Origin of the sequence: Flavobacterium zhairuonense, from assembly GCF_004352915.1 — a bacterium.
Lineage (GTDB): Bacteria > Bacteroidota > Bacteroidia > Flavobacteriales > Flavobacteriaceae > Flavobacterium > Flavobacterium zhairuonense.
The window spans coordinates 709,258-723,307 of the sequence record NZ_SJSY01000076.1; the positions used below are offsets into that span (position 1 = coordinate 709,258).

Sequence of the window (14,050 nt, forward strand, 5' to 3'; positions counted from 1 at the left end):
AACTTTAAAAAGTTATTATTTCGAAAAATACAAAATCACTTTGTTTAAAATATCAACAGCAACAGACTCTTTTGATTTTAATTCCATTGGCTCGATTTTAAAATCTTTATCAATAAAAGTAACTTTATTGGTTTCTTTTTTAAAACCTGCACCTTCATCCTGCAAGGAATTAAGAACAATCAAATCTAAGTTTTTTTTCTGAATTTTCAGCTTAGCATTTTCAATTTCGTTTTCAGTTTCTAAAGCAAAACCAATTAAAAACTGATCCTTCTTTATTGCTCCCAACGATGCTAAGATATCTTTTGTTTTTTCAAGCTCAATTGAAAATTCTTCAGCTGCTTTTTTAATTTTCTGAGTAGCTACAACTTTTGGTCTGTAATCTGCCACGGCTGCTGCTGCAATTGCCACATCTACATCATTAAAATGTGAATGACAAGCATCGTACATATCTTGTGCAGAAACTACATTTACAACTTCAATCGAACTGTTTTTTACCTTAAAATGAGTTGGGCCGGCAATTAAAATTACTTCCGCACCTAATTTTGCTGCTTCGTTTGCGATATCAAAACCCATCTTTCCAGATGAATGATTTCCTATAAAACGTACAGGATCTATCGCTTCGTATGTTGGACCAGCAGTTATTAGTATTTTTTTTCCTACTAACGGAAGTTTGCTTTCTAAATCGGCTTCAAGAAAAGTCACAATATTCTCAGGTTCAGCCATTCGACCTTCACCAGACAAACCACTAGCCAATTCACCGCTTTCAGCAGGAATCATAACATTCCTGAATTGCTTCAACGCCGCGAAACTGGATAAAGTTGACGGATGCTTATACATATCCAAATCCATTGCAGGAGCAAAATAAACAGGACATTTAGCCGATAAATAAGTAGCAATTAAAAGATTGTCACAGTTTCCTGTTGCCATTTTAGACAATGTATTTGCAGTTGCCGGAGCAATCAACATGAAATCAGCCCAAAGTGCCAAATCAACATGATTATTCCAGACAGCGTCTTGATCATCTTCATTAAAGAAACTTGAGTGTACAGGATTTTTTGATAACGTAGATAACGTCAATGGAGTTACAAAATCCTTAGAAGCAGGTGTCATTATCACTTGGACATGTGCACCTGCTTTTATAAAAAGTCGTACTAATGAGGCTGTTTTATAGGCTGCAATTCCACCAGAAACTCCTAGTAGAATTTTTTTCCCGTTTAAAACTGACATTATACTTTATTATTTGTTTGAACTTCTGTGGTAAGTTTTACCGTCTAACCATTCTTGAACAGCTAAAGCATGTGGTTTTGGCAATTTTTCGTAAAATTTAGAAACTTCAATTTGTTCTTTATTTTCAAAAACTTCTTCAAGACTGTCATTGTAAGTCGCAAACTCTTCTAATTTCTCAGTCAATTCTTTTTTGATTTCAGAATTAATCTGGTTTGCTCTTTTAGCCATAATGGTAATTGCTTCATACACATTTCCTGTTGGCTCTTCAATAACTGTTTTGTTGTAAGTTATTGTATTTACAGGAGCATTCGTCTTTTTTAAATCCATGACTTTTTTTTATTTAGTATATTTTTGTAAATCAGTTTCAACTCGGGCATACATTTCGTCTGCCTGTTTTCTATATTTTGTATCGCTTTTAAACTTAATTAAGTTATTGTAAGCAACCTTTGCAACATTTAAACGCTCTTCCATTTTTTGAGGAATACTGTTTATTGCCAATTGATATGCTGAATCATATTTGTAGAACAAAGCATCTTCTTTAAAAGGCGTTCCAGGAAAATCAGCAATAAAATTATCAAATGCAACTAAAGCTGATTTATAATCAGAAATCGTATTATAACCTTTAGCATTTTCGTATGCTTTTTTCTCCAATTTTCCATTTAAAACTTTCACTGCCTCATTAGCCTGAGGAATGTATTCAGAATTTGGATAATTATCGATAAAAGCTTGCAATTTCTCTAAAGCTTTTACTGTATCTGCCTGATCTAAACTATAAACAGGAGCTAGTTTTGAATAACTGTACGCACCCAAAAATGCCGCTTCTTGCACTTTTTCACTTCGTGGATAACCTGAAACAAAACTTTCAAATTGATAACCCGCTAAATAATACTGATGCGTTTTGTAGTAAGATTGTGAAAACATGTAAAAAAGCTTTTCGGCCTGAGGCTTCCCTCTATACGAAGGTGCTAATTGCTCAAAAAGACGAATCGCTTTTGAATATTTACCTGCATCATACATTTTTGTTGCCATTTCAAATTTTGCTGCAACATCTTCATTTTTTAATACCTTTTGGTAATCACTACAAGAACAAAAAAGGGCAACAACAATTAATAATGATACTATTTTTTTCATTTTCTTACTTTTATTATGATTCTCTGAGACAATTTGCCAAAGCAAAATCACACCGAAGTTTCGGTGCAAATTTAGTTATTAATTTAGCTACTGCAAAATAATTTTTTAGTATCTTAAAATACTAACACTTTAACAATTATTTAATGCTGTTTTTTACAAACTCATTAAGCCTCTCTGCTAAAGAATCATCAACAGAAACCAATGGAAGACGAACAGTATTGTCAGCAATTCCAAGGGCTTGGAAGATTTGCTTAATTCCAGCTGGATTTCCCTGCTCAAAAATCATATCGATACTGTCTGATAAAAAGTAATGTGTTTTAAAAGCATCGGCTACTTTTTTATTTAATCCTAAACGAATCATTTCTGAAAATTCTTTAGGGAAACCTTGTCCAATTACAGAAATAACTCCTGCTCCACCTGCTAAAACAATTGGTAATGCAAGCATGTCATCTCCAGAAATTACAAGAAAATCTTTTGGCGCATTTTTAATAATCTGCATTGCTTGAGCCATGTCTCCTGCTGCTTCTTTTATCGCTACAACATTTTCAAAATCATTAGCCAGACGAAGTACTGTTGAAGGAAGCATATTGCTTGAAGTTCTTCCTGGAACATTGTATAAAATCACAGGAATTGGCGAAGCTTCAGCAATTGCTTTAAAATGCTGATAAATCCCTTCTTGTGTAGGTTTGTTATAATATGGCGAGACAGACAATATCGCTTCAAAAGCAGAAAAATCTCTTGTTTTTAATTCTTCAACAATCTGCATAGTATTATTCCCTCCAACTCCTAAAACTAGAGGCAATCTTCCCTTATTCACATCAATTACTGTCTTTATAACCAATTCTTTTTCTTCTGAAGTCAGGGTAGCATTTTCTGCTGTCGTTCCCATAACAACAAGATATTCAACTCCTCCATCGATAGAGAAGTTTACAATGCGTTGTAAAGCTTCGATGTCAACTGAAAAATCTTTTTTAAATGGAGTTACAAGCGCAACACCAGTTCCTATTAATGATTGCATATTTTTAATTAAATTTATTTTATACTTTTTAAATACCTAAACAATTCGGAAACAAATACTTTGTAATTTTCAATTGCTGTATTTATCATCCATCGATTTAATCTTTGATCCACTGATGAAAATCCGATTTTAAATTTTGCTTTTGATCTGTTAGTCATTATCATTAAAATTGTTTTTTCAATTTCATAATAACTAATCAAGAGATCAAATTCTTGCTCTATAAATTCATTTAAAAAAGATTCTGAAAATTCTCCTCTCCAATTGATATGTATTTTACCAAAAGTAGGTCTTGAATATGTTTTTTTCTTCTCAAATTTATCTTTATAGCCTAGAACTTTTATGTTTTTGCTAGCAATTCCGTGCTGGATAAGCTCATTTATCAACTCTTCTGATTTGTCAAACTCGCTTTCATCTATCAATAAACCAATTGTTTGTATGTTACTGGTAAAGACTTCACTTTCGACATTATAATTCAGGCTATTTTTTAATGATTTTTTTACAAATAATTCCTTTATATAATTTAAAAACATAGTATTTTTACCAGATTACAAAATTAATTATTTAAGTCGCATTTAAGATGGTAAAACTAAAAAAGTATAACGTATTTTTAAAACTTTTTGTTATATTCTTAACACTATTTTTCATTTTCTCCTGTAGCCCGAAAAACTACAATCTAACCAAGATAGAAGGGAAACAGATTCCGATAACCGAAAAAGGTGCTGAAACTCCAGCAATAGAAAGCTTTATTAAACCGTATCGCGACCATATAAATAAGGATTTGGATAGTGTTTTGGCGTATTGTCCTGAAACTTTAGACAAAAGCGTTGGAAAATGGCAAACCACAATTGGATCATTAATGGCTGATGTTTGCGTACAAAGAGGAAATCTGGTTTTTAAAAAACGTGAAAACAAAACAATTGATATGTGCTTGTTAAACCATGGCGGTATTCGTGCTATACTTCCAAAAGGCAATGTAACGACAAGAACTGCTTTTGAAATTATGCCTTTTGAAAATAACTTAGTTGTTCTAGGTTTAAAGGGAGAACAAATTCAAGAAATTACTGCTTATATTATTAAGGAAAAAAAACCGCAGCCGCTTTCAGGAATGACATTTACAATTGCGAAAGACAAAACAGCTAAAAATATTCTTGTTCAAGGAAAACCTCTTGACCTAAATAAAATTTATTATGTTGCTACCAACGACTATCTTGCCAATAGAGGTGACAACATGAATTTCTTTGGTAAGAGTGTTGAAAAATATGATTTAAACTATAAACTTCGAGATGTATTGATTGACTATTTTAAAGAAGTTGATACGATTCCGGTACCCAGAGACATCAGAATTACAGAAGAATAATATTTAAATAAAAAGTAAAATTACCAGCGTTTACGCAAAAAAATATATCCCATGAAAAGAAGAGAATTTATAGAAAAAACTGCTGCCAGTACTGCCTTGCTAAGTTTAGGTTTGTCATTAAGCAGTTTTGAAACCGATGATATAAAGCACCTTACGATTTTGCATACTAATGATGTTCACAGCCACATTGATCCTTTTCCGGCTGATGATCCGCGTAATGCAAACAAAGGAGGCGTTTCTAGACGTGCGGCGCTTATTGAAACGATTCGTCAGGAAAACCCAAATGTACTTTTGCTAGATGCGGGAGATATTTTTCAAGGAACTCCTTATTTTAATTATTATGGAGGAGAACTTGAATTTAAGCTGATGAGCATGATGAAATATGATGCTTCAACAATTGGGAACCATGATTTTGACAATGGCGTTGAAGGTTTGTATGCACAAATGCCTCATGCAAAATTTGAATTCATCAATTCTAATTATGACTTTAAAAACACTGTCATGAACGGACTTGTAAAACCTTATAAAATTTTCAATAAAAACGGAATCAAAGTTGGTGTTTTCGGCGTAGGAATTGAGCTTGACGGTTTAGTTGATAAAAAAATGTACAAAGAAACTGTTTATAATGATCCTATAGAAATTACTCAGGATATGACTCAGTTGCTAAAAAAACAAGAAAAATGTGATTTGGTAATTTGTTTGTCACATCTTGGCTACAACTACAAAGATGAGCCAACAAAAATTTGTGATTTAAAATTGGCCGAATTGACTCAAGATATTGATTTAATCATTGGCGGCCATACACATACTTTTCTTGACAAACCAACAATTGTAAAAAACAAAGCTGGCGAAAATGTATTGGTAAATCAGGTTGGTTGTTATGGAATTAATCTAGGTCGTATTGATTTTTATTTTGACAAAAACAAGAATCATACAAACCAAGGAAAATCAATTATTGTATAACATCTTTTTTTGAATCCTGTTTTTTTCAAGAAAATATTCAACCATAAAATAGTATCCTAAAATTTGTGTCACATCGCGAATAAGCACTAAAACGACCGAATACGAAAAATATTGATTGAAAATATAAAAGATGTCTGAAAAAATATAACTTATTGCCATTAAAGACATTAAAAGTGCTAAATGTGTTCCTTTTGTAATATAAGTGACGAATGAATAGTAGCTCAAGACACTTAACACAATTCCGTAAAAAGTATAAAGCAGATTAAATCTTTTCATGTTGTCAAGCTGAAGACTTAAAACAGAAACAAGCAAATAGACAATAAATATGACCACGATTGAAACCGGAAGAATATCCTTTCTTTTTAATTTTATTCTTTCGTGGTCTATTATAAAAAGCTTTAAAATCAATGAATAGACAATTAAAAAGCTTATTACTCCACCAAGTTCTGATATTTCGATATCCATCAGATCAAAAACCTGCCCAACGAAGCAAAAGAAAAAAATCACCCCTTCGGTTTTTCCAATTTTAAAATCACTACTGATAATGAAATAGAAGAAAATGGCAGGCAAAACAACAGCTTTAGCATAAATTGCCAAAATATCCTGTTGTGTGCAGTCCAGTATTATTGTAAACAATAAGGCTACAAAAAATAAAATCAAAGACGGTTTATTCGCTTTCATTTAGTTTAGTTATAAAATCTTCCTCTGATAATATCGGAATATTTAATTTGTTGGCTTTTTCCAATTTTGCTGGCCCCATGTTATCACCTGCTACCACAAAATCAGTTTTTGCAGAAATTGAACTTCCTACTTTTCCACCATTATCTTCGATTGTTTTTTTCAATTCATCTCTTGAAAACTGAGCAAATACTCCCGAAACAACAAATGTTTTTCCGATGAATTTTTCTGTAGCGTTGGGGTTAATTTTTTCAACTATTTCAAATTGAACACCATAACTTTTCAAACGCTCAATTATTCGTTTATTTTCTTCATTTTCAAAAAATTCGATTACGCTTTTGGCAATTCGTTCACCAATTTCATCAACTAAAACCAAATCCATTAACGAAGCTTGTGCCAAAGCATCGATACTTTTGTAATGTTTGGCTAATTTTTTAGCAACAGTTTCACCTACATATCTAATTCCTAGAGCAAAAAGAACACTTTCAAACGGAATCTCTTTAGACTTTTCTACTCCATTCACTAAATTCTCTGCTGATTTTTGCGCCATTCTTTCCAAATGCAAAATATCTTCGACTTTTAATTCGTATAAATCGGCATAATTATGAACTAATCCATTTTTGAAAAGCAAAGCTACTGTTTCACCTCCAAGACCTTCAATATCCATTGCTTTTCTTGAAATATAATGCTGAATACGCCCAATAATTTGCGGAGCACAACCGTAAAAATTAGGACAATAATGATTGGCTTCGCCCTCATTTCGTTCTAATTTAGTTTTACATTCGGGGCAATGCGTAATATAATGTGTTTTCTCTGAATTTTCTGGGCGTTTGTCTAAATCGACCGCAATAATTTTTGGTATGATTTCTCCCCCTTTTTCGACAAAAACAGTATCATTAATTCTGATATCTAATTTTTCAATTTGGTCTGCATTATGTAGAGAAGCTCTTTTTACAATCGTTCCTGCTAATTGAACTGGAGCCAAATTAGCCACTGGCGTGATCGCTCCCGTGCGACCAACTTGATATGAAATTGAATTTAATTTAGTTGAGACTTGTTCGGCCTTGAATTTATAAGCTATTGCCCAACGCGGTGATTTTGCAGTGTAACCTAATTCTTCTTGATATTGAATATTGTTCACTTTTATTACAACACCATCTGTTTCATACGGCAAATTATGCCTGTGCGTATCCCAATAATCTATAAAATCAAAGACTTCGTTCATATTATCGACCAATTTTGCTTCCTTCGGAACTTTAAATCCCCATTTTCTTGCCGATTCTAATCCTTCAAATTGAGAAGAAAAAGGCAAATTATTTCCGGTAACAAAATATAATAAACACTCTAACGGACGCTTAGCGACCTCAGCACTATCTTGAAGTTTCAAACTTCCAGAAGCGGTATTTCTTGGATTTGAATAAGGCGTTTCTCCTATTTCAATCAATTCCTGATTCATTTTTTCAAAACCAGCATAAGGCAGAATTATTTCGCCTCGTATATCAAATTTTTCAGGATAATTTCCTTTTAATTGCAATGGAACCGATTTTATCGTTTTGATATTGTTTGTTACCTCATCGCCTTGAAAACCATCTCCACGAGTTAATGCCTGGACTAATCTTCCATTTTCATAAGTGATGCTGATTGATGCGCCATCATATTTTAATTCGCAAGTATATTCTAGTTTTACATTTCCTAAAACTTTTTGAATACGATTTTCCCAATCCAATAGATCTTCTTTAGAATAAGAATTGTCTAAAGAATACATGCGATATTGATGCGCGATTGTTTTGAAATTTTTAGTAATTGCACCTCCCACGCGCTGGGTTGGTGAATTCTCATCAAAAAATTCTGGGTGTTTGTTTTCTAAATCTTGAAGCTCTTTAAGTTTAATATCGAAATCATAATCTGAAATTGTAGCATTATCAAGCACATAATAATTGTAATTGTGCTGGTTAAGTTCCTCTCGTAAAGCTTGAATATTTTCTTGAATTGTCATAAGATATTAAAATGATGCAGGTTGTAATTTTGAATAACTGAATATCAAAATTAGGATTATTTTTTATCAAAAACATCATAGAAACTAAAGTTTTAAAAAATCAAAAATCAAGTCACAAAACGATGCGACTTGATTTTCTTCTTGTCCATTATTCTTAAAAAAGAATTAAACAAAACCAACTTCCAAATGGTTTCTTTGTTTTACATCTTAAAGACTGATAATCAAATTATTATCTTGTAAATATAAAACTATTTCTGGATAATGATAAAGTCCGAACGTCTATTTAACAAATGCTCTTCTTCGGTACATTTTACTCCGTTTTTGCATTTATTAATCAATCTGCTTTCTCCGTAACCTTTTGCACTCTCAATACGAGAAGCATCGATTCCTTGAGAAATAATATAATCACGTGTTGATTTTGCTCTATTGTCAGAAAGTTTCAAATTATAGGCATCTTTTCCTCGAGAATCCGTGTGTGATTCAATCTTGATTCTGATGTTTGGAAACTTCTGCATAATGAAAACCACTTTAGTCAACTCTTCAATCGCTAAAGGCGTAATGTCATATTTGTCGTAATCAAAATAGATTGGTTTAACATCGACTTTTTCAACGCCTTTGCTTTTAACAACTAGATCATCATAATTGCTCAATTCAAAATTGACATCTTTGATTTCGCCACCGTTTTCTTTTGTCGTTTCAACTGTTTTTTCATCACTGGCGTAATTTGGCTTTGCGGCAATCATTTTTACAACTTTTCCGCAAGGCACTTCAATCGCATATTTACCTTCAAAATTTGTTTTTGTTTCACCAAGAACTTCTGTATATGAATTATATGCCATAATTGAAACATCTGTAAGAGGCAATCTAGTCTTTTTATCTATTGCCATACCTGAAATCGTCTGATTACAAACCGGTTTTCCTTTTACAAAAGCATAAATATCATCATCACCTTTTCCTCCTTCTCTGTTTGATGAAACATAACCATACGTTTCGGCACCATCAATTACAAAGGTAAAATCATCTTTATTGCTATTAATTGGTTCACCTAAGTTGACTGGATCAGAAAAAGTTCCGTCAGACAAAAGTTTGCTTTCGTAAACATCCAAATCACCTAGACCATAATGTCCATCAGAAGAGAAATAAAGCTTCCCATTTCTGAAATATGGAAAAACTTCATTTCCAAGCGTATTAATTTTTGGACCAAGATTTACTGGAGAACTCATTGTTCCGTCATCGGCGATTTTTACATAATACAAATCAGTTTCACCAACTCCGCCTTTCATATCAGAAGCAAAGAAAAGCCATTTTCCATCTTCACTTAATGAGGGATGCCCAACCGAATAGTCGGCATTATCAAAGAAAAGCTGTTGTGGATTTTCTAATTTATTGTTTACAATGCTTCCCTTAACGATTTGAAAATTATTGGTTTTGCTTTCATCAATTACCAATTTGTTCTTTTTGACAATGTTCGTAGAATAATAAATGGTTTTTCCACTTGCATCAAAAGAAGCCGTTGCTTCATGATACTTCGTCATTACATTTGGAAGAAATAGTGTTTCATTAAACAAGCTTCCGTCAGCTTGATTTCTATCTGCCAAATATAGATTCAAGAAAGGCTGATTGTTCCAAGTGTATAACTTTTCACTGAACTTTGTCGTATCTCTAGCAGATGTAAACACAATCCTGTCTTGGAAAAAAGTAGCTCCAAAATCAGATTTACTGGTATTGATATCTAGATTTTTAACTGTGTAAAGTGATTTTGCTTTAGACAAACTGTCGAGTTGTTTTTTCTGCGCAACATATCGGTTTATCTCGTTTTGATCACCTTTTTTATTCAGATATTCTTTTGTCATTTTATCTGCTTGATCATAATCCTTTACTCCTTTCAAAGTCTGGATATAACGCAAGTAATAAATATCAGTTAAATTGTTGCCTTGCGCTTCGTATAATTTTTTATACCATTTCATAGCATTTCTTTCATCGGAAATAAAATAATACGAATCGGCTGCGTTCTTTAACGTTTGTACTGACGGATTTTTGCTGTTTTGCAGAATTTCTTCATATGCCTTTGACGCATCTGCGTAAGCATAATTTCTAAACAGAGCATCCGCTTTCTTTAAATTAGTCTTTTGAGCAAAACTAAACGTAATGCTCAAGACTAAACTTAGGATATATAGTTTTTTCATAGGTTTTGGATTTAGAAGAATCGAGGGGATTTGATTTTACTTTCGCCTTTATTAAACTGGTAACGCAAGATAATCTCATGCGATCCGTCGTTGTATTTATTCAGATCACTAACGGTATAATCGAAAGCGTATCCAACATAAAAACTTTTAGAGATTTGAAAACCAGCCAAGATACTCACAGAATCATCTGTTCTGTATGAGCCACCGATTACAAATTTTTCAGCAATCATAAAATTCGCCGATATATCAGCAGTAAGTGGTGCCCCACTCACTGCTTTCACTAAAAATGCAGGTTTGAATTTTAAATTTGGATTCAAATCAAAAACATAACCTCCCATGAAATAATAATGCAAACGATCATAGTCGATGGATTCCTGAATATCATCGTAATAAGTGTTCTGGATAAAACTTGGAACTGATGCTCCCACATACCATTTATCAGTATAATAATAGATTCCAGCCCCAACTGCTAATTTTGCCTGATTGTCAATGTTTTGATTCAACAAAACATCATTTGGATCGTAATACCTCCCCTTTGACCAATCAACGTTTAACATTCTCATACCCGCTTTCAAACCAAAAGCTAATCTTTTTTCATATCCAAGTGGAACTGAATAAGAAAAGTTTCCGTCAAGATAAAGTTCATTTGATGGGCCAATTTTGTCATTGACAACACTAAGTCCTAAACCAACTTTTTCATTTCGAAGAGGTGCATGAATTGAGAACGATTGTGTTTCTGGAGCACCATCAATTCCGATCCATTGAGAACGATACAAAAGTGTTGCTTCTAAAGTACCGGTAGACCCAGCATAAGCTGGATTTACCGCCATTGTATTGTACATATACTGCGTGTACTCCGGATCTTGCTGTGCGTTGGCACAGACTGTGATAAAAGAGCATATCAGTATAAAATATGCTTCTAATGATTTTATATATAGTTTCATAACGATACCTATTTAGTTTAATTAATTAGATGATTAACAATGTCTGCTTATCTCATTATAGATAACCATCCTTTTTTAACCGTTCCGTCTCCAATGTCTATCACATAAAAATAAGTACCTGTTGGCAGCATATCTCCTCTACTAATAACTCCAGACACATTGGCAGTTCCATTCCAATCGTTTTCATAATGTTGTTTGCTGTACACTAATGCACCGTATCTGTTGTATACTTTCAACTCATTGTTTGGATACGATTCGATACAGTCAATTCTGAATAAGTCATTAGCACCATCATTATTTGGTGTAAACTCATTATACACTGTCAAACAAATTGGATCAACAGAAGCAGAAGCCGAGTTGTTTGCTGCAGAAATATCTAAAGGAGTTGAAATTTCAATAGTTGCAACAGATAAGTAATCAGTTCCATGAACTACTTCAGCAACAATTGTAAGAACTACACTTTGACCTGCATTTAGCGTTGGAATTGTCCAAAGCTGTGTTGTTGGGTCAAATGTTCCTTGAGTTGTGCTTGAACTAATTAATTCATAACCGTTAGGCAATAAGTCACTTACAAGTGTGTTTATGAAGTTTCCTTGTCCAACATTATTTACAGTTACTGTGAATGTTATTTGCTCACCAAAATTTGGAGTTGGATTGCTCACTGTATTTGTAATTGTCAAATCTGAACAAGTTGCCACTGTAACATTCAATGTTTTGGTAGTTGTTTCATCACAAGTGTTGATGTACGTAACCTTAACTTGACCTGAACCAATATCTGACCATGAGATTGTTACATTTCCATCAGCAGTTCCTCCGCCAGAAATAATTGTTCCGTTGGTAACTGACCAAACATAATTTGATTTACCATTTGCTACTGAATAAGTTACACCTTGGAAAACACATGGCGTATCGTCGCTTGTTGTAATTGGAACTAATGCGTCATTTTCGAATGCAATTGTAATTCCTAATCTTGTTGCGCTTTCACATCCATTTGTTGTATTAGCAAGAGCCGAAGCATAGTAAGTTCCAGCAGTTAATTGTGTATTTGCTGCTAAAGGTGTTCCTCCTGTTGCAGTAGCATACCATACTACATTTGGTTCATTTACTAAGATATTCGCAAGTGTTGGCAATTTTGATAAACAGAAAGTTTGCGTTGTTCTTGGTGTTGTAATTACTCCCGGAGTATTTACATTTACCACAACTGCCAAACGAATCGGATTTTCACAGCCAATTGCACTTGAAACAGCTCCATAATAAGTTCCTGTAGTTAACGCTGTCGTAGCAGGAATCGCTGTTCCTCCTATCGCAGTTGTATACCAAACTACATTTGCTTCATTAACCTGAATATTAGCCACTGTTGGTGAATTCAAGGTACAGAAGTTTTGAGTTGCATTCGTTGTTGTCGGTGTCGGACTTGGATTAATAACTGTAACCGTAACCTGCAAACGAGTTGAACTTTCACATCCTGTTGCAGGATCTACAATATTTCCAAAATAAGTACCTGTCGTTAAAGCAGTTGTTGCTGGAATTGGTGTCCCACCTGTAGCAGAACTAAACCAAGTAACATTACTTTCGTTTACCTGAATATTAGCAATAGTTGGTGCCGATGTTGAGCAGAAGCTTTGAGAAGCATTTGTCGTAGTCGGATTAATAGTATTTCCAACTGTAACATTTACGGCTAATCTTATGCTGCTTTCACAACCAGTTACTGGATCTTTGATTGCTCCATAATAAACGCCAGTCGCTAATGCAGTAGTCGCTGGAATTGCAGTTCCGCCTGTTATAGTGCTGTACCAAACCACATTCGCTTCATTAACTTGAATATTGGCAACTGTTGGCATATTTCCTGAACAGAAAACCTGAGTCGCATTTGTAGTTGTTGGAGTCGCTGGATCTGTCACATTAATTGTTACGCTCAATCTTGTTGCACTCTCACAGCCTGTTGCCGGATCGCTGATTGCTGCATAATAAGTACCATTTGCCAATGCCTGAGTAGATGGAATCGCATTTCCTCCCGTCATAGCATCGTACCAAACAATGTTTGTTTCATTGAATTGAACGCTAGCAAATGTCGGAGCATTAACCAAACAGAAGTTCTGTGTTCCTGCGTTTACCAATGTCGGTGTGCCAGGATCGTTTACATTGATTACAACTGCCAATCGTGTTGCGCTCTCGCAGCCTGTTGCAGGATCACTGATTGCAGCATAATAAGTACCGCTTGCCAATGCTTGAGTCGATGGAATTGCATTCCCTCCTGTCATGGCATCGTACCAAACGATATTTGTTTCATTGAACTGGACGCTTGCAAAAGTCGGAGCATTGATCAAACAGAAATTTTGTGTTCCTGCATTTACCAATGTCGGTGTTCCAGGATCATTTACATTTATTGTTACGCTCAGTCTTGTTGCGCTCTCACAGCCTGTTGCCGGATCGCTGATTGCAGCATAATAAGTGCCACTTGCCAATGCCTGAGTCGATGGAATCGCATTCCCTCCTGTCATGGCATCATACCAAACAATATTTGTTTCGTTGAATTGAACGCTCGCGAAT

General features: G+C 34.1%; 12 protein-coding genes. 2 read left to right on the forward strand and 10 right to left on the reverse strand.

What is annotated here, in order from left to right; genetic code table 11:
* Window positions 1-15: 15 nt before the first annotated feature.
* The 5 genes from coaBC to EYY60_RS22045 all read right to left on the reverse strand — a co-directional run bounded on the left by coaBC (window position 16) and on the right by EYY60_RS22045 (window position 3,906).
* On the reverse strand, window positions 16-1,227 hold the full coding sequence (coaBC, locus tag EYY60_RS22025; RefSeq protein ID WP_132991424.1) for a bifunctional phosphopantothenoylcysteine decarboxylase/phosphopantothenate--cysteine ligase CoaBC: 1,212 nt from the start codon (window positions 1,225-1,227) through the stop codon (window positions 16-18).
* Between the two features lie 9 nt (window positions 1,228-1,236).
* Window positions 1,237-1,554, reverse strand: a complete 318-nt coding sequence (locus tag EYY60_RS22030; protein WP_008463064.1) for a DNA-directed RNA polymerase subunit omega — start codon at window positions 1,552-1,554, stop codon at window positions 1,237-1,239.
* Between the two features lie 9 nt (window positions 1,555-1,563).
* Entirely contained in the window at window positions 1,564-2,358 is a 795-nt protein-coding gene (locus EYY60_RS22035; protein WP_132991425.1) for an outer membrane protein assembly factor BamD, read from the reverse strand.
* 136 nt (window positions 2,359-2,494) lie between these two features.
* Window positions 2,495-3,376, reverse strand: coding sequence for a 4-hydroxy-tetrahydrodipicolinate synthase (dapA, locus tag EYY60_RS22040; protein WP_132991426.1), 882 nt, complete (start codon window positions 3,374-3,376; stop codon window positions 2,495-2,497).
* Window positions 3,377-3,390: 14 nt separating this feature from the next.
* The gene (locus tag EYY60_RS22045) at window positions 3,391-3,906 is read right to left on the reverse strand and encodes a DUF6913 domain-containing protein (protein WP_132991427.1); all 516 of its coding nucleotides are present in this window, start codon (window positions 3,904-3,906) and stop codon (window positions 3,391-3,393) included.
* A 47-nt stretch (window positions 3,907-3,953) separates the two neighbouring features.
* On the opposite strand from EYY60_RS22045, the gene EYY60_RS22050 reads away from it, so the two are divergent.
* Entirely contained in the window at window positions 3,954-4,733 is a 780-nt protein-coding gene (locus EYY60_RS22050; RefSeq protein WP_132991428.1) for a 5'-nucleotidase C-terminal domain-containing protein, read from the forward strand.
* A 51-nt stretch (window positions 4,734-4,784) separates the two neighbouring features.
* Window positions 4,785-5,696, forward strand: coding sequence for a bifunctional metallophosphatase/5'-nucleotidase (locus EYY60_RS22055; protein WP_132991429.1), 912 nt, complete (start codon window positions 4,785-4,787; stop codon window positions 5,694-5,696).
* On the opposite strand, the gene EYY60_RS22060 is transcribed toward EYY60_RS22055, so the two are convergent.
* From EYY60_RS22060 to EYY60_RS22080, 5 genes are all read right to left on the reverse strand, one after another.
* Window positions 5,682-6,377: a hypothetical protein gene (locus EYY60_RS22060; protein ID WP_132991430.1), complete on the reverse strand. Its 696-nt coding sequence runs from the start codon at window positions 6,375-6,377 to the stop codon at window positions 5,682-5,684. The genes EYY60_RS22055 and EYY60_RS22060 overlap by 15 nt on opposite strands.
* Window positions 6,364-8,370: an NAD-dependent DNA ligase LigA gene (gene ligA, locus EYY60_RS22065; RefSeq protein ID WP_132991431.1), complete on the reverse strand. Its 2,007-nt coding sequence runs from the start codon at window positions 8,368-8,370 to the stop codon at window positions 6,364-6,366. The genes EYY60_RS22060 and ligA overlap by 14 nt, the downstream gene beginning before the upstream one ends.
* Window positions 8,371-8,618: 248 nt before the next feature.
* On the reverse strand, window positions 8,619-10,556 hold the full coding sequence (locus EYY60_RS22070) for an OmpA family protein (RefSeq protein WP_132991432.1): 1,938 nt from the start codon (window positions 10,554-10,556) through the stop codon (window positions 8,619-8,621).
* A gap of 11 nt (window positions 10,557-10,567) precedes the next feature.
* Window positions 10,568-11,500 (reverse strand): PorP/SprF family type IX secretion system membrane protein, encoded by a 933-nt coding sequence (locus EYY60_RS22075; RefSeq protein WP_132991433.1) that lies wholly within the window; start codon window positions 11,498-11,500, stop codon window positions 10,568-10,570.
* Between the two features lie 47 nt (window positions 11,501-11,547).
* Window positions 11,548-14,050 (reverse strand): Ig-like domain-containing protein (locus EYY60_RS22080; protein ID WP_132991434.1); only part of this gene is annotated, 2,503 nt, incomplete at its 5' end.